This is a genomic window from Nocardioides pacificus, from assembly GCF_054775955.1.
On sequence record NZ_BAAHCI010000015.1, the window covers coordinates 857,846 to 876,915 of the forward strand.

The following is a 19,070-nucleotide window of genomic DNA, read 5'->3' on the forward strand; positions in this document are numbered from 1 at the left end:
GCCCAGCGCGACGTCAGCGCCGGAACAGCGCGCGGAGCAGGCCCACGCCGTACCCCAGCCCGACCACGCAGCCCCACAGCAGCAGGCCCAGCACCGCGCCGGTCCGGGCGGAGACGAGGAGTCCCGCGTCCTGGTCCGCCAACGGCCAGAGCGCCCAGCCGAGCACTGCGCCGGCGAGGATGAAGGCCAGGGCGGCGCGGACGCCGTCCAGCGGGGGCACGATGCGTCTCACCGCCGGCCTCCTCGCCTCAGAAGAGCCGGTGCTCGGAGTCGTCCATCCCACGCAGCAGGTTGTAGTCCACGACCGCACAGGCGATGCCCCGGTCCGTGGCCAGCACCCGTGCCTGGGGCTTGATCTCCTGGGCGGCGAAGATGCCGCGCACGGGACCCTTGCGGGTCAGTGCCGGGTCGCGGTTGAGCAGCTCGAGGTAGCGGGTGAGCTGCTCCACGCCGTCGATCTCGCCACGCCTCTTGATCTCGACGGCCACCGACGCGCCGACGGCGTCGCGGCACATCAGGTCGACCGGGCCGATCGCCGTGGGGAACTCACGGCGTACGAGCGTCAGTCCCTCGGCCAGGGTGGCGGGATGCTCGGCGAGCAGCTCCTGGAGGTGCTTCTCGACGCCGTCCTTCTGCAGACCCGGGTCGATGCCGAGGTCGTGGCTGGAGTCGTGGTGGATCTCCTCGATGAGGATCCGCAGGGTGTCGCCGGTCTTGCTGGTGACCGTCCACTCCCGCTTCTCGACGCCGTCCTCGTCGAGGACCGCCTCCCGCACGGTGCACGGGGGCGACATCCAGTTCAGCGGCTTGTAGGAGCCGCCGTCGGAGTGCACCAGCACCGAGCCGTCGCCCTTGATCATCAGGACCCGGTTGGCCATCGGCAGGTGGGCGCTCAGCCGGCCTGCATAGTCGACCTGGCAACGCGCTACGACGAGTCTCACGGGGCGTGAATCTACCCGGACCGGTCCACGTCGTGGCATCGGCCCGGCCCGACACTCTTGCGCTGGCTGCGCCGGCTTGATGGGGTGGGGTCGCATGACGACCACTCGGGACGTGCGCGCGGCGGAGGAAGCGACCAGCTGGCAGTGGCTGGCCGACACGGAGGAGGCCATCAACCGGGTCTTCGAGCCGGTGGCCGACGCCGTCGGATCGGTGGTCTTCTACGCCCCCAGCGTCCTCGGGACCGAGATCCCCTTCATCGTGTTCTGGCTGGTGGCCGCCGCCGCCATCTTCACCGTGGCGCTCGGGGGAGTGCAGGTCACCGGCATCCGGACCGCCCTCGCGCTGGTGCGCGGCCGCTACTCACGTCAGTCCGACCCCGGGGAGGTGACGCACTTCCAGGCGCTCACCTCCGCCGTGTCCGGGACCGTCGGGCTCGGCAACATCGCCGGCGTCGGGGTCGCCGTCACGGTCGGCGGTCCCGGGGCGACGTTCTGGATGGTCATCGCGGGCGTGCTGGGCATGGCGACGAAGTTCGTCGAGTGCACGCTCGGGGTGAAGTACCGCGAGGTGCACGAGGACGGCACCGTGACCGGCGGGCCCTTCCGCTACCTGCCGGTGGCCTTCGAGCGGTTCGGCAGCGGGGTCTCGCGGGGGCTCACGGTCTTCTTCGCGATCGCGCTGCTGCTGTTCGGCGCCATCGGCGGCAACATGTTCCAGGCCAACCAGACCTTCGCCCAGGCCCGCGAGGTGACCGGAGGCGACGACGGCTACCTCGGGACGTCCGGGTCGGCGCTCTTCTTCGGCGTGATCCTGGCAGCCCTGGTGGGGGCGGTCATCCTGGGAGGGATCACCTCCATCGGCCAGGTGACCGCCAAGCTGGTGCCGGCCATGGCCATGGTCTACCTGGCGAGCTGCTCGCTGGTCATCCTCTTCAACATCACCAGCCTGCCGGACGCCGTCGCGGACATCGTGGGCGGGGCATTCGATCCCGAGGGTGTCTCCGGCGGCGTGATCGGGGTGCTGATCATCGGCTTCCAGCGGGCGGCCTTCTCCAACGAGGCCGGTGTCGGCTCGGCGCCCACGGCCCATGCCGCGGCCAAGACCCGTCACCCTGTGAGCGAGGGCTTCGTGTCGATGCTCGAGCCCTTCATCGACACGGTCGTCGTCTGCACGATGACGGCCCTGACGATCGTGATCGCCGACACCGCGTTCTACGGCGAGGCGCGCGACACGGTGGCCGCGACGGGGGACGAGCCCGACGGAGTCGTGGTGACCTCCCGGGCGTTCGAGACGTTCCTGCCGCAGTTCCCGGTGCTGCTCGCCTTCGCAGTCGCGCTCTTCGCCTTCTCGACGCTGATCACCTGGGCCTACTACACGATGAAGGCCTGGACGACGATCTTCGGGCGCAGTGCCCGCAGCGAGCTGATCTTCAAGGCGTTCTTCTGCATGTGCACGGTGATCGGCACCGTGATGACGGTCGATGCGGTGCTCAGCTTCGCCGACGCGATGTTGTTCCTGTGCGCGATCCCCAACCTGCTGGCCTGTTACCTGCTGCTGCCCAAGGTGCGCGAGGAGATGCGCAGCTTCCGGGCGGGTCTGCGCAGCGGTGAGGTCGAGGTCGTGCCCCAGGAGGAGCGGGCGCACTGAGGGCGCCCGCTGCGACCCGGGCGGTGCGCACAATTCGCCCCGTGGTCCAGGTCACTGTTACCGGAGGGTAGTTACGTGCCATGATCCCGCCATGACCAGCACCCCCACTGAGAGCCAGCGCGAGTTCCGAACCATCGGCGTGATCGGCCTGGGCACCATGGGTGCCGGCATCGCCGAGGTCTTCTCCCGCAACGGCTACACCGTCGTCGGCGTCGAGCGTGACGAGGACGGCATCGCCCGCGGCCGTCAGCACCTCGAGGCCTCCACCTCCCGCGCCGTCAAGCGCGGCAAGCTGAGCGAGGAGGACGCCCAGGCGCTGCTCGACCGGATCTCCCTGACCACCGAGCTGAAGGACCTGGCCCCCGCCGACCTCGTGGTCGAGGCGGTAGTCGAGTCGCTCGACGTCAAGAAGGAGCTCTTCTCCCAGCTCGACGAGATCGTCTCCCCCGAGGCGATCCTCGCGACCAACACCTCGTCCCTCTCTGTCACCGAGATCTCCACCGCCAACGCCAGCCCCGGCCGGGTCATCGGCGTCCACTTCTTCAACCCCGCCCCGGTCCAGAACCTCGTCGAGATCGTCCGCACCGTCGTCACCGAGCCGGCCGTCCTCTCGGACGTGCAGCAGCTGGTCGAGGGCCTCGGCAAGAACCCGGTGGTCTGCGGCGACAAGGCCGGCTTCATCGCCAACACGCTGCTCTTCGGCTACCTCAACCACGCCGTGCGCATGTATGAGGGCAAGTACGCCACCCGCGAGGACATCGACGCGAGCATGCGCTACGGCTGCGGCTACCCGATGGGTCCGCTGGCGCTGCTGGACCTGATCGGTCTCGACACTGCCTACGAGATCCTCGACACGATGTACAAGCAGGGCCGCGACCGGCTGCACGCGCCCGCTCCGATCCTCAAGCAGATGGTCACTGCCGGCATGCTCGGCCGCAAGACCGGTCGCGGCTTCTACACCTACGAGGCGCCGGCCAGCCCCGTCGTGGTCGCCGACGACAAGACGCCCTCGGCAGACTCGGCGCCGCAGCTCAAGCGCGACATCAAGTTGGTGGGCGTGGTCGGCACGGGCACCATGGCGGCCGGCATCGTCGAGGTCTTCGCCAAGAGCGGGTACGACGTGCTGTTCGTCGGCCGCTCGCAGGCCAAGGTCGACGGCGTGGTCTCCACGATCACCCGCAACTTCGACAAGCAGATCCAGCGCGGCAAGAGCACCGAGGAGGCGAAGAGCGAGGTCCTGGCCCGGGTCTCCGGCACGACCAGCCTCGACGACCTCAAGTCCGTCGACCTCGTGGTCGAGGCGATCGCGGAGGACCTCTCGATCAAGACGACGCTCTTCGAGAACCTCGACGAGATCTGCAAGCCCGGCGCCATCCTCGCGACGACCACCTCGAGCCTGCCGATCATCTCGATGGCCAAGGTGACCAAGCGTCCCCAGGACGTCATCGGGATGCACTTCTTCAACCCGGCGACGATCATGAAGCTCGTCGAGGTCGTCTCCACGGTGTCCACGGACGACGAGGTCGCCGAGACCGTGCTCGCGCTGTGCGCCAAGGTCGGCAAGGTCGCCGTCTCGTGCAGCGACCGCGCCGGCTTCATCGTCAACGCGCTGCTGTTCCCCTACCTCAACGACGCGGTCAAGATGCTCGACGCCCACTACGCGTCGGCAGACGACATCGACGTCGCGATGAAGCAGGGCTGTGCACTGCCCATGGGGCCGTTCGAGCTGCTCGACGTCGTCGGCAACGACGTGTCGCTGGCCATCCAGCGTGAGCTCTACCTCGAGTTCCGCGAGCCCGGCTATGCGCCGGCCCCGCTGCTCGAGCACCTGGTCACCGCCGGCTACCTCGGTCGCAAGACCAAGCGCGGCTTCCGGGACTACAGCGCTCGCTGAGCCCCGGGCGACCGGCCGTTGAGTGGGCCGGTTGCGTGAGCAGGCAGACTGGTGGCGTGGCGACGAGGTTCGAGAGCTGGGACGGCGAGCAGTACGAAGTACGCGCCGTCAGCGGCTCCGCCTCGACCCGGCCCTACCGCTGTCCCGGCTGCCACCAGGGCATCCCACCGGCCACGCCACACACCGTGGCGTGGCCGGTGGTCGCCTCTCTGCTGACGAGCTTCGACGGCACCGGCGTCGACGAGCGTCGGCACTGGCACAACCACTGCTGGCGCTCGCGTCGCCGACGCTGAATCCGGGCGACTACCTGGTGGCGCGGTGGAGGTCGCGCAGCAGCGCGATCTCGGCGCCGTGGTGGATGAGCTCGCGGTGGATGTGCAGGACCAGCTCGGCCATCGGGTGCTCGGCCCAGGGGCCTTCGGCCTCGCCGCAGGGGCGCGCCAGGTCGTCCTCGCCGAGGCCGCGCACACCCGCGGTCCAGGCGGCGTACTCGCGGTCCAGCTGGGCCAGCGCCTCATCGGCGGTCCCGGCGTAGTCGAACGACTGGTAGTCGGCCGCAGGCCCCGCGAAGTGCGCGTGGTTGCGGAGCGCGAGCACGCCCACGATCACGTGCGCCAGGCGCCAGGAGATCGTCGTCACCGGCGGCGGCTCCGGCTCCGGGAAGGCGAAGTCGATCGTGAAGGCTCCTGAGCCCCCCTGGACGGGAGCGGTGCCGGTGCCGCGGGGCCGGACGCTCCAGGCGCCGGGGGCCGGCTCCCAGAAGTACTCCGCGTCGGAGAGCCCCTTCAGTCGGGGGCGCAGCTGGGTGCGCCAGTGGACGTCGATCTGGTCGAGGAGCAGGGTGTTCCAGGTCAGTGGGGCCCGCAGGTCCCGGGGGTGGGGCGTCGTGGTCATGCCTCCACTCTGCACCCGAAACAGGACAGATCCGGTCCGCTACCTCTGACATGCTGGGGCCATGGCCGACACCACGCAGCGCGTGCTGACGATGCTCTCCCTGCTGCAGTCTCGGCCGGTGTGGACCGGTCCCGAGCTTGCCGAGCGGCTCGGTGTGACCACTCGCTGCATCCGGCGCGACGTCGAGCGGCTGCGAGAGCTGGGCTACCCCGTCAACGCCACCCAGGGAGTAGGGGGCGGCTACCAGCTCGGAGCGGGCCGGGCGTTGCCGCCGCTGCTGCTCGACGACGAGGAGGCGGTCGCAGTGGCGGTCTCCCTCCGACTGGCCGCCGGGGGGACCGTGGCGGGCGCGAGCGAGGCGGCGCTGCGCACGCTGGCCAAGCTCGACCAGGTGATGCCGCCGCGGCTGCGCTCGGAGGTGCGGGCGATCCGGGACGCGACGGTCACGCTGAGCGGGACCGCGATCGAGGTCGACGGCGAGGCGCTGCTGACGCTGGCTCGCGCGTGCCGGGACGCCGTGCGCGTCCGCTTCGGGTACGCCGCACGTGCCGGCGCCGCGTCCGAGCGGACCGTGGAGCCGGTCCGGATGGTGGCGGCCGGGCGGCGCTGGTATCTGATGGCCTGGGACGTCGAGCGCGACGACTGGCGGACCTTCCGTCTCGACCGGATGAGTGCCGTGCAGCCCACGACGTGGCGCTTCCGTCCTCGCGAGCATCCCGACCCGGCGGCGTACGTCCAGCGGTCCGTGGCTCACGGCCCCTACCGGTGGCAGGCGCGGGTGCGGCTGGCGGCGCCGGCCGAGGAGGTGCGTGAGCGAGTGTCCCCGCAGGCCGGGACGGTGACGGCCCTCGACGACACGAGCTGCCTGCTGGAGGTGGGTGCGGAGAGCCTCGAGTCGTTGGCGATGCACCTGGCCTGGCTCGGCGTCGACTTCGAGGTGCTCGATCCGCCTGAGCTGCGTGAGGCGCTGCGCGACCTGGCCGGCCGCCTGCTGGGCGCCGCCCAGATTCAAGACGGGGCCGGCAGCGGGACCGAGCGGGCAGACGAGCGGGCAGACTGAGCGGGTGCGCTCTCGTGACCGTGACCCTCGGCCCGCCGGACGGCTGCTCGTCGCGCCGCTCCTGCTGGCGCTCCTGCTGCTGGCCGTGCCCGCGACGGCCTCGGGCCCCCCGGAGGGGGCGGCGTGGGACTACCAGCTCGGCGGCGCCCGCGCGGTGCCGGCGCAGGTCGGCATCGTGGTGCGCGACCGCGAGGCGTCGCCGCTGCCCGGTGCGTGGAACGTCTGCTACGTCAACGCGTTCCAGACCCAGCCCGGGGAGCGCCGGCTGTGGCGCGAGCGACACTGGCGGCTGGTGCTCAAGGACCGGGGCCGGCCGGTCGTCGACGAGGGCTGGGGGGAGTGGCTGCTCGACCTGCGGACCGCGGCTAAGCGCGCGGCGCTGACCCGGGTGGTGGGCCGGTGGATCGACGGCTGCGCGGCGGACGGCTTCGACGCTGTCGAGCTCGACAACCTCGACTCGTTCACCCGCAGCCGAGGCCTGCTCCGCCCGCGGCACGCGAAGGCCTTCGCGCGAGCGCTCGTCGCCCGCGCTCACGCCGCCGGTCTGGAGGTCGCCCAGAAGAACTGGGCGGAGCTGGACGGGACCTCCCTGGGCTTCGACTTCGCGATCGCCGAGTCGTGCGGGCGCTGGCGCGAGTGTGGCGCCTACGTGCGGGCGTACGGCGCGCGGGTGCTGGTCGTGGAGTATGCGCGCGCCGACTTCCGTCGTACCTGCCGACAGTGGGGTGCGCAGGTGCCGGTGCTGCTGCGGGACCGGGCGCTGGCGCGCGGCGGGCTGCGGCGCTTCTGCTGAGCGGTCGAGGTCGTGCCGCAACGATGTCAAGCGACCTTGACACTCCGTCGCAATGTCAAGCATGCTTGTCACATGAAGAACGCCGTGAAACAGCTGCGGACCGCCCGAGGGCTGTCGCAGGCGGACCTCGGGCACGAGCTCGGCGTCTCGCGGCAGACCGTGAACTCGATCGAGACAGGTCGCTACCTGCCGTCGCTGCCGTTGGCCATCACCGTGGCCCGGTTCTTCGGCACGACCGTGGAAGAGGTGTTCGATGTCGATTCGTGAGAGCTCTGCGCCCCTGACCCGCTGGGCCGTCCCAGGGGTCGCCCTGCTGGCCGGGTGTGCCTACCTCGCCGCCGGCCTGCTGGGCGACGACCTGGGTTTCGGGGTCTTCGGCCTCGTGCTCATGCTCGCCGCGGGGGTCGCCTTCCTCGTGGCCACCCGCTTCAGCGAGACCGCTGCCGGGCTGCGGGAGCGGACCGACGAGCGGATCAACGAGATCGACCGGTCGGCCGCGCTGGCGGCCGGGATGAGCGTGCTGCTGGCCGCGCTGGCGATGTTCGTGATCGAGCTGGCGCAGGGCCGGGACGGCTCGCCGTACTACCAGCTCGGCGCCCTGGGCGGCGTGGTCTACGTGGGCTCGCTGCTCTGGCTGCGCGCCCGGCGCTGACCCGGACGCTGGGTCGGACGCTGGGGCGACCGCCGTGCGCGGTAGGCCGCGACCGCGGCCCGGTTGCCGCAGGCGGTGCTGCAGAAGCGGCGGGAGCGGTTGCGGGAGAGGTCCAGGACCAGGCCGTCGCAGTCCTCGTCGGCGCAGACGCCCAGGCGTGAGGTCTCGTCGGCCCGGATCACGTCGATCATCGCCATCGCGGTCTCGACGACGATCCGCGTCGGCAGCGGGCTGTCGGGGTCGACGGCGTGCAGGTGCCAGTCCCAGTCGTCGTGTCGGACCAGCTGGGGCAGGGCGCCGGCGTCCGCGAGCATCCGGTTGACGAGGCCCGCGGCCCTGTCGCGGTCGCTCGTGAGCAGCTCGCGCAGTGCCGGACGCAGGGCGCGCACCTGCTCGAGCTCGGTGAGGTCCCGGTGGTGTCGGCCGGTGTAGTCGAACCGCTCGTAGAACGCGTCGAGCGCTGCCACGTCCTCCAGGGTGTCCGGGTCGCACGCCGTGTTGACCAGCGTCACGGCAGCGAGGAGCGAGACCTCGGTGTCATGGGTGAAAGTCACGTTGACACGTTACAGGTCGGCCGCCTAGCGTCATCAGTCATGACGACGATCGCCCATGACGCTCCGCCTGCCTCACGGCTCGGGGCCGGGCTCCTGCTGGCGCTGCTGTCCGCCGCCTCGTTCGGTACGTCGGGAGCACTGGCGCGCGGGCTGCTGGACGCCGGCTGGTCGGCCGGGGCGGCAGTGACGGTCCGGGTGTCGCTCGGTGCGCTGGTGCTGGCCGGGCCCGCGCTGGTGGTCCTACGGGGCCGCTGGGGTCTGCTGCGGCGCAACGCGGGCCTCGTCGCGACGTACGGGCTGGTCGCCGTGGCGGGCTGTCAGCTCTGCTACTTCTACGCCGTCGCCGAGCTCCAGGTGGGCGTGGCCCTGCTGATCGAGTACACCGCGCCCGTGGCCGTCGTGCTGTGGCTGTGGGCCCGCCACGGCCAGCGTCCGGGGGTGCTGACCGTGGTTGGTGCGGTCATCGCCTCCGCCGGACTGTTCCTGGTGCTCGACCTGCTGTCGGGGGCCGACCTGAGCGTGAGCGGGGTGCTGTGGGCGCTGGGGGCGATGGTGGGTGCGGCGACCTACTTCGTGATCTCGGCCGACGAGGACAACGGCCTCCCGCCGCTGGTGCTCGCCGGAGGGGGACTGCTGGTCGGCGCGGTCGCGCTGTCCGTGGCCGGCCTGCTGGGCCTGGTGCCGATGGTCGCCTCCACCGACGACGTGTCGTACGCCGTGGGCTCGGCGCCCTGGTGGGTCCCGCTGGTGGGGCTGGGGCTGGTCTCTGCAGCGCTCGCCTACACCTCTGGGATCGGCGCCAGCCGTCGCCTGGGATCGCGGCTGGCGTCGTTCGTCGCACTCACCGAGGTGGTGTGCGCCCTGCTGATCGCCTGGCTGCTGCTCGACGAGCTGCCGCGCGTGGTGCAGCTGCTCGGTGGCGTGCTGATCCTCGCTGGTGTCGTGGTCGTGAAGATGGGCGAGCGCGACGTGGCGGTGGGGGACCCCGAGGCCGTGGCTGTCGAGTCCCTGGGCCTGGACCCGGACGTCAGCGCGCGTCCTGGCGCCTGACGACGACCTCGCGCATGAGCAGCAGGATGGCCGCTGCGGTGGGGATCGCCAGCAGCGCTCCCACCACCCCCAGCAGGCCGGCGCCCACGAGCGCAGCGACCACGATGACCGCGCCGGGGACGTCGACCGAGCGCGACATGATCCGGGGATAGATGACGTAGTTCTCGACCTGCTGGTAGATCACGTAGAACACGACGCAGGCGAGGCCGATCTTGGGGTCGTTGGCCAGTCCGATCGCGCTGACGATGACGGCGCCCAGGGTGGCTCCGATCATCGGGATCACGTCGAGCAGGGCGACGACGAACGCCAGCGCCACGGCGTACTCGCCCAGCCCGATCACGAACAGGAAGATCAGGGAGCTCACCCCGGCCGTCAGCGCGACGATGAAGGCACCGGAGACGTAGGCGCCGACGTTGCCGAGGATCTCGTCGCCGAGTGCGGTCACGCGGGGACGCCGGCTTGCCGGCGCGAGCCGGTAGAGCGCGGCCTTGAGCTGAGGCAGGGAGGCGAGGAAGTAGAGCGTCAACGCGGTGATGATGAACGCGTTGAAGAGGGCGGAGACCACTGCGATGCCGAAGCCCAGCGCCCCGCCGAACGCGGCGGAGGCGAAGTTGCCGTCCGCGATGTAGTCCTTGGCGCGGTCGATGATCCCGTAGCGCGCGTCGAGCTCCTCGACGCGCTGGTTGTGCTGGAGCTGGTCGAGCCACTGCGGCGCGTTCTTGGTGAGCTGGGTGACCTGCTCGGTGATCACCGGCACCAGCGCGAGCAGGAAGAGCGTGAGCCCGAGCATCACGAAGGCGATCACGACCGTCACCGCCCAGGGCCGCGCCAGGCCCCCGTGCTGGATGAGCAGCTCCACCCAGGGGTTGAGCCCGGCCGCCAGGAAGGCCGCGACCACGATGAGCACGAGGCTCGAGCTCACCGAGGCCAGCTGGGAGCACAGCCAGATGGCGAGCATCGCGCCCAAGGCGCCGAAGAAGCCGATCGTGAAGGGCGAGTGGGAGAGCAGCGGCCGCCCCTGAGCGGGCGCGGCGGGGCGGCCGGCTCGTCCCCGTCCCCGTCTCGGAGGTGGTCCCTCGGTCAGGACTCGTCCTCGGCGAACCCGGCGACGACGTCGCGCAGGGCGCCGAGCTGGGCGGCGATGGCGTCGCGGCGCTTGGACATCCGCTCGACCTCGGCGCGGATCGCGGCGAGCTCCCGCTCGGCCTCGGCGTCGCCACTGGCGGTGATCGACTCGGCCTGGGTGCGGGCAGAGGCCACGATCTGCTCGGCCTCGCGCCGGGCCCGGCTGACCAGAGCCTCGGACTCGGTCTGGGCCTGCTGACGCTGGGCGCTCGCCTGGGCGTTGGCCTCGCGGGCACGCTCCTCGGCGGCGGTCGCGCGCTGCTCGGCCTCATCGACGAGGCGCTTGGTCTCCGCGGTCGCGCTGTTGTGGTGGTCGGTGGCCTCGCGGGCGAGGCGCTCCTTCTCGACGGCCAGCGTGCGGCGCGCCTCCTGGACCTCGCGGTCGGCGGCGGCGCGGGCCTGCTCGGACTCGCGCGTGGCGGAGGTGCGCAGGTCGTTGGCCTCTTGCTGGGCGGCCAGTCGGAGCTGGTCGGCCTCGCGCCGAGCCGACGCCAGCGTGTCCTCGGCCTCGGCGCGGGCCAGCGTCCGCTCCTGCTCGGCGTCGGCGAGGATGCGGGTGCGGCTCTCCTCGAGGTCCTTGAGCTGGACGATGCGCATGTCCTCGGCCTCGCGGCTGGCGTCCGCCCGGATCGCCTTGGCGTCGCGGCTGGCCTGCTCACGGATCTCCGCGGCGTCGCGCTCGGCGGAGGTGCGCACGTCAGCCGCCTCCTCCTCGGCCAGGCGGAGCATGGCGCTGGCCCGGCCACCGAGGCCGGCGTAGGAGGGGTTCTTGTTCTCGTCGAGCTCGGTGCGCAGGCGCTCGACCTCGGACTCGAGGTCGGCCAGCCTGCGCTGGGAGTCGGCCAGATCGCCCGACAGCGCAGCCCGCTCGCCGAGGAGCTCCTGCAGGCGCGTGTCGACCGCCTGGCGGTCGTAGCCGCCACGGCGCACGACGGGGAGGCTGCCCACCGAGACGGCGGAGGTCGCGGGCCGCGGCATCGCCGCGCGCTGCTGCTGCTGCGGTGCTGCGGGCTGCGACGGCGCGGCGGGCCGCTGGGTGGCCTGCGGCTGAACCTGCGCCTGAACCGGGGCCTGAGTCGGGGCCTGAGTCGGGGCGGGGCCCCGGGCCGGAGCAGGGCTCCGCTGGCCCGGCTGCTTCGGGCTCTTCGGGGCCGAGCCCGCCTGGGCCGAGCCTGTTGGGGAGGGCCTGCTCGCCGCCGCCTTCCGGTCCTCCACCGCTGGCAGCTGCTGGGTCGGCTGGTCGTCGACGGACGCGTCCGTGGACCCCGGCTCCTCGTCGAAGATGGACAGACCCTGGTTGCTCATGACGTGGCTTCCTCTTCCTGGCGGTGCGGGCATTTCCCGGCGGCGGGGGTGCGGGTCCAGTGTCGCGCATTCCCGGTGAACAACCCACCCCGGCTCGCAGGCGTCCTGCGAACCGGGGCGGGAAATTCAGGAGGCTCTCAGCCCCCGCTCGATCTCGGCCGGGATCAGACGCCGCGGAAGCGGTTGATCTCGGTCAGGTGGCGGCTGCGCATCTCCTCGTCGCGCACGCCGAGGCCCTCCTCGGGGGCCAGGCACAGGACGCCGACCTTGCCCTGGTGGGCGTTCTGGTGGACGTCGAGGGCCGCCTGGCCGACCTGGTCGAGGCCGTAGGTCTGCGACAGGGTCGGGTGGATCATGCCCTTGGCGATGAGGCGGTTGGCCTCCCACGACTCGCGGTAGTTGGCGAAGTGCGAGGAGATGATCCGCTTGAGGTTCATCCACAGGTAGCGGTTGTCGTACTCGTGCATGTAGCCCGTCGTCGACGCGCAGGTGGTGATCGTGCCGCCCTTGCGGGTGACGTAGACGCTCGCGCCGAAGGTCTCGCGGCCGGGGTGCTCGAAGACGATGTCGATGTCCTCGCCGCCGGTGAGCTCACGGATCTTGGCGCCGAAGCGCTTCCACTCCTTGGGGTCCTGGGTGTGCTCGTCCTTCCAGAACTGGTAGTTCTCCTCGGAGCGGTTGATGATCAGCTCCGCGCCCATGCTGCGGGCGATGGCGGCCTTCTCCTCGTTCGAGACCACGCAGATCGGGGTGGCGCCGCCGTTGAGGGCGTACTGCGTGGCGAAGCCGCCGAGTCCGCCGGAGGCGCCCCAGACCAGGACGTTGTCGCCCTGCTTCATCGCGCCGCCGTTCTTGGAGACCAGCTGGCGGTAGGCCGTGGAGTTGACCAGCCCGGGGGAGGCGGCCTCCTCCCAGGTCAGGTGGGCCGGCTTGGGCATCAGCTGGTTGGACTTGACCAGCGCGATCTCGGCGAGGCCGCCGAAGTTGGTCTCGAAGCCCCAGATCCGCTGCTGCGGGTCGAGCATCGTGTCGTTGTGGCCGTCGGGGTCCTCGAGCTCGACCGAGAGGCAGTGGGCGACGACCTCGGTGCCGGGCTTCCACCTGGTCACGCCCGGGCCCGTCTTGAGCACCACGCCGGACAGGTCGGAGCCGACCACGTGGTAGGGCAGGTCGTGGCGCTTGGTCAGCTCGGACAGGCGGCCGTAGCGCTCCAGGAAGCCGAACGTCGAGACCGGCTCGAAGATCGAGGTCCACACGGTGTTGTAGTTGATCGCCGAGGCCATCACGGCGACGTACGCCTCGCCCGGACCGAGCTCGGGGAGCGCGACGTCGTCGAGGTGGAGGGACTTGCGGGGGTCCTTGTCGCGGGTGGCGACCCCCTCGAACATGTCGACCTCGTCCTTGTGGACCGTCACGGCTCGGTAGGACTCCGGGAGCGGCAGGGCTGCGAAGTCCTCCGAGCTGGTGTCTCCGGCGAGGATGGCGTCGAGGATCTGCTTCACGAATACTCCTGTGTCGAGGCGGGGCTGCGGCAAGTGGTGCGGAATCTACTCATGAGTAGAGACCGGTGTCAGCCCCGTGTGATCTATCTTGCGGGACGGTCCTCGCAACTCCTACGCTGCGCGGGCCCGGCCCGGCCCGGACCGGAGGCCCGAATCGAACCCCTGGGAGAACCGTGAGCGCGGCCCGTGTCGACCTCAACAGCGACGTCGGGGAGTCCTTCGGGCGCTGGGTGCTGGGCGACGACGAGGCCCTGCTCGCGCTGGTGAGCAGTGCCAACGTGGCCTGCGGCTTTCACGCCGGCGATCCGGTCACGCTGCACACGACCTGCTCGCACGCCGTCGCCCAGGGGGTCGTCGTCGGGGCGCAGGTCGGCTATCGCGACCTCGCCGGCTTCGGGCGGCGCTTCATCGACATGGAGCCCGCCGAGCTGACCGCCGACGTGCTCTACCAGATCGGCGCTCTCGAGGCGATGGCCCGTGCGGCCGGCACCCGGGTCCGCTACGTCAAGCCGCACGGGGCGCTGTACAACGCCGTCGCCCACCACCAGGAGCAGGCCGACGCCGTCGTCGCGGCGGTCCGTGCCTGGGACCCCACGCTGCCCGTGCTCGGGCTGCCCGGCAGCGCGCTGCTGGCCGCCGTCGAGGCAGCCGGGCTGCGCGCCGTGCAGGAGGTCTTCGCCGATCGCGGCTACACGGCCCAGGGCACGCTGGTGCCGCGCCGTGAGCCGGGGGCCGTGCTGACGGACCCCGAGGTGGTGGCCCGACGCGTGGTGCGGATGGTGACCGAGGGGGTCGTGGACGCCGTCGACGGCACCACTCTGAGCGTCAGTGCGGAGTCGGTCTGCGTGCACGGCGACTCTCCGGACGCGATGCGGATGGCCGGGCGGATCCGCGAGGAGCTGGCCCTCGCGGGCGTCGACGTGGAGTCCTTCGTGTGAGCCTGTGACGTGGTGGAGATGTCGGTGACCGGCGGGCTCCCGGCGCGACTGCTGGCGTACGGCGACCGCGCGGTGCTGGTCGAGCTCGAGGACACCGGTGCGGTGCTCGCCCTGGTGGACGCCCTGATGGGTGCGCGCCCGGCCAGCATCGGCGACGTGGTCCCGGCCAGCGTCACCGTGCTGGTGGTCGCGGCGGAGGGCGCGTCCGTCGTACGGCTGCGGGCGGACCTCGGCGACGCTCTGGCGAGGGTGTCCGCGGCGACGGCCCCCGGCGTCTCGATCGGCGTCTCGACCGGCGTCCCGGCCGACGAGGTGCAGATTCCCGTCCGGTACGACGGACCCGACCTGGCCGACGTGGCCCGGTTGACCGGCCTGGACGAGGCGGACGTGGTCCGCGCCCACACCGGCACCCCGTGGCGGGTCGCTTTCGGAGGGTTCGCGCCGGGCTTCGGCTACCTCGTCGGCGGTGACGCCAGGCTGCGGGTGCCACGCCGCGACAGCCCCCGCACGCGGGTCCCCGCGGGGGCGGTGGCCCTGGCCGACGACTACAGCGGCGTCTACCCGCGGGCCTCGCCGGGCGGCTGGCAGCTGATCGGCTCGACGACCGCACAGATGTGGGACGCGGACCGCGAGCCACCGGCCCTGCTGCGGCCCGGGGTCACCGTCCGCTTCGTGGTCGCGTCATGACTCGGGACCTGGAGCGGGCCGTCCGACAGGAGCGTGAGCCGTCACCGCCTCCGCGACACACCGCGGAAGTGGTCGAGCCAGTGACGGGTCGGCGTGGCGCCCGGCCCCGGCTGGTGGTGCGCAGCGTGGGCGGGCTGTGCCTGGTCCAGGACCTGGGCCGACCAGGGCAGGCGGCCATCGGGGTGGGTCGCAGCGGGGCGGCCGATCGCGCGTCGTACCTGCTGGGCAACCGGATGCTGGCCAACCCGCCCGGAGCGGCCGCGCTGGAGGTGGTGCTCGGTGGCCTCGAGGTGCTCGTCGCCGAGCAGTGGGCGTGGGTCTGCGTGACCGGGGCGCCGGCCCCGGTGAGCGTGGACGGACGGGCGGTCGGGTCGAACCGCGTCGTGCCGGTGCCGCCCGGGGCGGTGCTGAGACTGGGGACGCCGCCTCGAGGGTTGCGCTCCTACGTCGCCGTGCGTGGGGGCCTCGACGTGCCGCCGGTGCTCGGGTCGCGCAGCCACGACGTGCTGGCGGGGCTCGGGCCGGCGCCGGTGGCGCCGGGCGACGTGCTGCCGGTCGGAGCCCCGCCTCCCGGACACCCCGTGCTCGACGAGGTGCCGGTGTCGGGTCGTGACGAGGACGTGCTCCTGCGGGTCGTCGCCGGGCCTCGCCATGATCGGGTCGTCGACCTCGACGCACTGACCGCGGTGACGTGGACCGCCGGGGCGCACTCGGATCGCGTCGGCATGAGGCTGCTGGGTGGCGCGATCACCCCGGCGGAGGGGGTCGCGCCCCTGGCCAGCGAGGGAGCCCTGCGTGGGGCGGTCCAGGTCCCGCCGAGCGGGGAGCCGGTGGTGTTCCTCGCCGACCACCCCGTCACGGGCGGCTACCCGGTGGTGGCGGTGGTGGTCGACGAGGACGTCGACCGGGCGGCACAGGTGCGCCCAGGTGAGCAGGTTCGCTTCACCTGGGCGCGGGGTCGGTAGACGCCCCCGAGGGGGGACCGTCAGTGGTGGGCCAGTGAGTGGTAGGTCAGTGCGCGGGCACCTTGGCCGGCTCGACGAGCTCGACGAGCACGCCGCCGGCGTCCTTGGGGTGGACGAAGTTGATCCGGGAGTCCGACGTGCCGCGGCGCGGTGCGTCGTACAGCAGGCGCAGGCCGCGCTCGCGCAGGATCGCGGAGACCTGCTCCACGTCGGTGACGCGGTAGGCGAGCTGCTGCAGGCCGGGGCCCGAGCGGTCGAGGAACTTCGCGATCGTGGACTCGTCGTTGAGCGGGGCCAGCAGCTGGATGCAGGAGCCGGAGTCGCCGACGGCCACCATCGCCTCGCGGACGCCCTGGGCCTCGTTCACCTCCTGGTGGACCACGTGCATGCCGAACTTGTCGCGATACATCGCGATGGCCTCGTCCAGGTCGGGCACGGCGATGCCGACGTGGTCGATGCAGGTGAACAGGTGCTCGGGGATCTCCAGCGGGGCGGTCATGGCCCTCATCGTACGGTGCGGGGCGCTAGGGGCAGGAGGGCCTTTCGCGACGTGGTGAGAGGTCTTTCGACTCGCCCGGGATTGTGACGAGCGCTACAGTCCACCCGTGCGGCGGACCCCTCCCCGGAGTCGGCTACTCATGGGTATCGTCGCCCGGTGTGACCGGTCCGTGACTTGTGGGCCGGGAAAAGTGAACCTGTTGCCAGGGAGGCACCATGTCCGGATCCGTCATCGTCGCGGGGGCGCGCACCCCCATCGGACGCCTGCTGGGCGGCCTCAAGAGCCAGTCGGCCGCCGACCTGGGAGGCGTCGCCATCGCTGGCGCCCTCGAGAAGGCCGGTGTCACCGGCGACCAGGTGGAGTACGTGATCATGGGTCACGTCATCCAGGCCGGTGCCGGCCAGATCACCGCTCGCCAGGCGGCCGTCAAGGGCGGCATCCCGATGAACGTCCCCTCGCTGACCATCAACAAGGTCTGCCTGTCGGGCATCAACGCCATCGCGCTGGCCGACCAGCTGATCCGTGCCGGCGAGCACGACATCATCGTCGCCGGCGGCATGGAGTCGATGACCAACGCTCCGCACGTGCTGCCCAAGTCCCGCGAGGGCTTCAAGTACGGAGACGTGTCGCTCGTCGACTCGATGGCCTACGACGCGCTCTACGACCAGTTCACCAACCAGGCGATGGGCATCCTCACCGAGGAGTGCAACGCCGCCTCGGCGATGCTCACCCGCGAGGAGCAGGACATCTTCTCCGCGCGCAGCCACGAGCTGGCCGCGGCCGCCGCCAAGAACGGCGTCTTCGACAACGAGATCGTGCCGGTCACCATCAAGGGCCGCGGCGGCGAGACCCAGGTCACCGCCGACGAGGGCGTCCGTGGCGACACCACGGCCGAGTCGCTGGGCAAGCTGCGCGCCGCCTTCGCCAAGGAGGGCACGATCACCGCGGGCTCCTCCTCGCAGATCTCCGACGGCGCCTGCGCCGTGGTCGTGATGAGCAAGGCCAAGGCCGAGGAGCTGGGTCTGGAGTGGCTCGCCGAGATCGGCGCCTCCGGCCAGGTCGCCGGCCCGGACTCGACGCTGCAGCTGCAGCCGTCCTCGGCGATCGCCAAGGCTGCCGAGAAGGAGGGCGTCTCGGTCCAGGACATCGACCTGTTCGAGATCAACGAGGCGTTCGCCGCCGTCGGCATCGCCTCCGCGCGTGATCTCGGCGTCGACGAGGAGAAGGTCAACGTCAACGGCGGGGCCATCGCGCTCGGTCACCCGGTCGGCATGTCCGGCGCCCGGATCGTGCTGCACCTGGCGCTGGAGCTGCAGCGTCGCGGCGGGGGCCTCGGCGCGGCCGCGCTGTGCGGCGGTGGCGGACAGGGCGACGCGCTGATCGTGCGCGTGCCGAAGGCCTGAGTGAGCTCTCGCAACGAGTCCCTCGGGGGCCGGCGCCGCGGTGCGGCGTCGGTCCCCGACCTCGTCTCCCGCGCCCGCAACGGTGAGCCCCGCGCCGTCGCCCGACTCATCTCGCTCGTCGAGGATGCCTCGCCGCTGCTCCGCGAGGTGATGGCGGCTCTCGCTCCGCACACCGGCAACGCCCAGATCGTCGGGATCACCGGCTCGCCCGGCGTGGGCAAGTCGACCTCCACGAGCGCGCTCGTCACCGAGCTGCGCCGTGCCGGCAAGCGCGTGGGAGTGCTCGCCGTCGACCCCTCCTCGCCGTTCACCGGCGGAGCCCTGCTGGGCGACCGGGTGCGGATGCAGGACCACGCCCTCGACCCGGAGGTCTACATCCGCTCGATGGCCTCGCGCGGTCACCTGGGCGGGCTCTCGTGGGCCGCTCCGCAGGCGATGCGCGTGCTCGACGCGGCGGGCTGCGACGTGATCCTCGTCGAGACCGTCGGTGTCGGTCAGAGCGAGGTGGAGATCGCCGGCCAGGCCGACACCACGCTCGTGCTGCTGGCCCCGGGCATGGGCGACGGGATCCAGGCCGCCAAGGCCGGGATCCTCGAGATCGGCGACCTCTTCGTGGTCAACAAGGCCGACCGCGACGGTGCCGACCAGCTGCGGCGCGAGATCCGCTCGATGGTCTCGCTCTCCGCCCACCGCGAGGGCGCCTGGAAGCCGCCCATCGTCAAGACCGTGGCAGCCAAGGGCGAGGGCGTCGAGGAGGTTGTCGCCGAGATCGAGCGGCACCACGCCTGGCTCGCCGAGAGCGGCGAGCTCGCGCGTCGTCGTACGGCGCGGGCGCGCCACGAGATCGAGACGATCGCCGTCACCGCCCTGCGCGAGCGCTGGGGCGACGTCGGAGGTCGCAGCGAGCTCGACGACCTCGCGGCCCGGGTCGCGGCGGGGGAGAGCGATCCCTACGCGGCGGCCGACGAGCTGCTCGCGTCCTACGCGGAGTAGCGCCGCTGGTGTGACGCGCCCGGGGGCGTCGTTCCCCGGGGGGTCGTGCGAGGAGGTCCGGCCCGTGCGATAGTTAGGTGAGCCTAACTTGATTGGACCCCGGTGAACACCCTCGAGAAGTCTCCCGACGCGTCGGGTCGCGACGAGTCTCGCGACCCGACGCTCGA

General features: G+C 71.7%; 22 protein-coding genes. 14 read left to right on the forward strand and 8 right to left on the reverse strand.

Annotation, left to right across the window (positions count from 1 at the left end; translation table 11 throughout):
* Nucleotides 1-13: 13 nt before the first annotated feature.
* Nucleotides 14-232: a hypothetical protein gene (locus ACYU7L_RS22595; RefSeq protein WP_460801328.1), complete on the reverse strand. Its 219-nt coding sequence runs from the start codon at nucleotides 230-232 to the stop codon at nucleotides 14-16.
* A gap of 16 nt (nucleotides 233-248) precedes the next feature.
* The gene (nucS, locus tag ACYU7L_RS22600; protein WP_460801330.1) at nucleotides 249-941 is read right to left on the reverse strand and encodes an endonuclease NucS; all 693 of its coding nucleotides are present in this window, start codon (nucleotides 939-941) and stop codon (nucleotides 249-251) included.
* 94 nt (nucleotides 942-1,035) lie between these two features.
* On the opposite strand from nucS, the gene ACYU7L_RS22605 reads away from it, so the two are divergent.
* The 3 genes from ACYU7L_RS22605 (at nucleotide 1,036) to ACYU7L_RS22615 (ending at nucleotide 4,776) form a co-directional block, all read left to right on the forward strand.
* Nucleotides 1,036-2,589, forward strand: a complete 1,554-nt coding sequence (locus ACYU7L_RS22605) for an alanine/glycine:cation symporter family protein (protein ID WP_460801332.1) — start codon at nucleotides 1,036-1,038, stop codon at nucleotides 2,587-2,589.
* Between the two features lie 91 nt (nucleotides 2,590-2,680).
* Nucleotides 2,681-4,483 (forward strand): 3-hydroxyacyl-CoA dehydrogenase family protein, encoded by a 1,803-nt coding sequence (locus ACYU7L_RS22610; RefSeq protein ID WP_460801334.1) that lies wholly within the window; start codon nucleotides 2,681-2,683, stop codon nucleotides 4,481-4,483.
* Between the two features lie 56 nt (nucleotides 4,484-4,539).
* Complete coding sequence (locus tag ACYU7L_RS22615) at nucleotides 4,540-4,776, forward strand: hypothetical protein (RefSeq protein ID WP_460801336.1); 237 nt, start codon at nucleotides 4,540-4,542, stop codon at nucleotides 4,774-4,776.
* 10 nt (nucleotides 4,777-4,786) lie between these two features.
* On the opposite strand, the gene ACYU7L_RS22620 is transcribed toward ACYU7L_RS22615, so the two are convergent.
* A complete protein-coding gene (locus ACYU7L_RS22620) occupies nucleotides 4,787-5,377 on the reverse strand; it encodes a DinB family protein (RefSeq protein WP_460801338.1) in 591 nt (196 codons plus the stop codon).
* A gap of 61 nt (nucleotides 5,378-5,438) precedes the next feature.
* Here ACYU7L_RS22620 and ACYU7L_RS22625 point away from each other — a divergent pair, with 61 nt between their 5' ends.
* The 4 genes from ACYU7L_RS22625 (at nucleotide 5,439) to ACYU7L_RS22640 (ending at nucleotide 7,882) form a co-directional block, all read left to right on the forward strand.
* Complete coding sequence (locus ACYU7L_RS22625) at nucleotides 5,439-6,437, forward strand: helix-turn-helix transcriptional regulator (RefSeq protein WP_460801340.1); 999 nt, start codon at nucleotides 5,439-5,441, stop codon at nucleotides 6,435-6,437.
* 4 nt (nucleotides 6,438-6,441) lie between these two features.
* On the forward strand, nucleotides 6,442-7,230 hold the full coding sequence (locus ACYU7L_RS22630; RefSeq protein ID WP_460801342.1) for an endo alpha-1,4 polygalactosaminidase: 789 nt from the start codon (nucleotides 6,442-6,444) through the stop codon (nucleotides 7,228-7,230).
* Between the two features lie 72 nt (nucleotides 7,231-7,302).
* A complete protein-coding gene (locus ACYU7L_RS22635) occupies nucleotides 7,303-7,497 on the forward strand; it encodes a helix-turn-helix transcriptional regulator (protein WP_460801345.1) in 195 nt (64 codons plus the stop codon).
* Nucleotides 7,484-7,882 (forward strand): hypothetical protein, encoded by a 399-nt coding sequence (locus ACYU7L_RS22640; RefSeq protein WP_460801347.1) that lies wholly within the window; start codon nucleotides 7,484-7,486, stop codon nucleotides 7,880-7,882. The genes ACYU7L_RS22635 and ACYU7L_RS22640 overlap by 14 nt, the downstream gene beginning before the upstream one ends.
* Here ACYU7L_RS22640 and ACYU7L_RS22645 read toward each other — a convergent pair.
* A complete protein-coding gene (locus ACYU7L_RS22645; RefSeq protein WP_460801349.1) occupies nucleotides 7,843-8,436 on the reverse strand; it encodes a CGNR zinc finger domain-containing protein in 594 nt (197 codons plus the stop codon). The genes ACYU7L_RS22640 and ACYU7L_RS22645 overlap by 40 nt on opposite strands.
* A gap of 39 nt (nucleotides 8,437-8,475) precedes the next feature.
* On the opposite strand from ACYU7L_RS22645, the gene ACYU7L_RS22650 reads away from it, so the two are divergent.
* On the forward strand, nucleotides 8,476-9,486 hold the full coding sequence (locus ACYU7L_RS22650; protein ID WP_460801351.1) for an EamA family transporter: 1,011 nt from the start codon (nucleotides 8,476-8,478) through the stop codon (nucleotides 9,484-9,486).
* Here ACYU7L_RS22650 and ACYU7L_RS22655 read toward each other — a convergent pair.
* Nucleotides 9,464-10,408: an AI-2E family transporter gene (locus ACYU7L_RS22655; RefSeq protein WP_460801354.1), complete on the reverse strand. Its 945-nt coding sequence runs from the start codon at nucleotides 10,406-10,408 to the stop codon at nucleotides 9,464-9,466. The two genes, ACYU7L_RS22650 and ACYU7L_RS22655, sit on opposite strands and share 23 nt — an antisense overlap.
* On the opposite strand from ACYU7L_RS22655, the gene ACYU7L_RS22660 reads away from it, so the two are divergent.
* The gene (locus ACYU7L_RS22660) at nucleotides 10,386-10,508 is read left to right on the forward strand and encodes a hypothetical protein (RefSeq protein ID WP_460801356.1); all 123 of its coding nucleotides are present in this window, start codon (nucleotides 10,386-10,388) and stop codon (nucleotides 10,506-10,508) included. The genes ACYU7L_RS22655 and ACYU7L_RS22660 overlap by 23 nt on opposite strands.
* Before the next feature lie 58 nt (nucleotides 10,509-10,566).
* Here ACYU7L_RS22660 and ACYU7L_RS22665 read toward each other — a convergent pair whose 3' ends face one another.
* Both ACYU7L_RS22665 and ccrA read right to left on the reverse strand, forming a co-directional pair.
* Nucleotides 10,567-11,916, reverse strand: a complete 1,350-nt coding sequence (locus tag ACYU7L_RS22665) for a hypothetical protein (RefSeq protein ID WP_460801359.1) — start codon at nucleotides 11,914-11,916, stop codon at nucleotides 10,567-10,569.
* 164 nt (nucleotides 11,917-12,080) lie between these two features.
* Nucleotides 12,081-13,418: a crotonyl-CoA carboxylase/reductase gene (gene ccrA, locus ACYU7L_RS22670; RefSeq protein WP_460801361.1), complete on the reverse strand. Its 1,338-nt coding sequence runs from the start codon at nucleotides 13,416-13,418 to the stop codon at nucleotides 12,081-12,083.
* Nucleotides 13,419-13,591: 173 nt separating this feature from the next.
* On the opposite strand from ccrA, the gene ACYU7L_RS22675 reads away from it, so the two are divergent.
* The 3 genes from ACYU7L_RS22675 to ACYU7L_RS22685 all read left to right on the forward strand — a co-directional run bounded on the left by ACYU7L_RS22675 (nucleotide 13,592) and on the right by ACYU7L_RS22685 (nucleotide 16,008).
* The gene (locus ACYU7L_RS22675; protein WP_460801365.1) at nucleotides 13,592-14,356 is read left to right on the forward strand and encodes a LamB/YcsF family protein; all 765 of its coding nucleotides are present in this window, start codon (nucleotides 13,592-13,594) and stop codon (nucleotides 14,354-14,356) included.
* Between the two features lie 18 nt (nucleotides 14,357-14,374).
* On the forward strand, nucleotides 14,375-15,043 hold the full coding sequence (locus ACYU7L_RS22680) for a 5-oxoprolinase subunit B family protein (RefSeq protein ID WP_460801747.1): 669 nt from the start codon (nucleotides 14,375-14,377) through the stop codon (nucleotides 15,041-15,043).
* Nucleotides 15,044-15,111: 68 nt separating this feature from the next.
* Nucleotides 15,112-16,008 (forward strand): 5-oxoprolinase subunit C family protein, encoded by an 897-nt coding sequence (locus ACYU7L_RS22685; RefSeq protein ID WP_460801367.1) that lies wholly within the window; start codon nucleotides 15,112-15,114, stop codon nucleotides 16,006-16,008.
* A gap of 46 nt (nucleotides 16,009-16,054) precedes the next feature.
* On the opposite strand, the gene mce is transcribed toward ACYU7L_RS22685, so the two are convergent.
* Nucleotides 16,055-16,507 carry a methylmalonyl-CoA epimerase gene (mce, locus tag ACYU7L_RS22690; protein ID WP_460801369.1) on the reverse strand — a complete coding sequence of 151 codons (453 nt, stop codon included), beginning with the start codon at nucleotides 16,505-16,507 and terminating at the stop codon, nucleotides 16,055-16,057.
* 215 nt (nucleotides 16,508-16,722) lie between these two features.
* Between mce and ACYU7L_RS22695 the strand changes: the two genes are divergently transcribed.
* Nucleotides 16,723-17,910 (forward strand): acetyl-CoA C-acetyltransferase, encoded by a 1,188-nt coding sequence (locus ACYU7L_RS22695; RefSeq protein ID WP_460801371.1) that lies wholly within the window; start codon nucleotides 16,723-16,725, stop codon nucleotides 17,908-17,910.
* A complete protein-coding gene (meaB, locus tag ACYU7L_RS22700) occupies nucleotides 17,911-18,903 on the forward strand; it encodes a methylmalonyl Co-A mutase-associated GTPase MeaB (protein WP_460801373.1) in 993 nt (330 codons plus the stop codon).
* The last annotated feature ends 167 nt before the right edge of the window (nucleotides 18,904-19,070 follow it).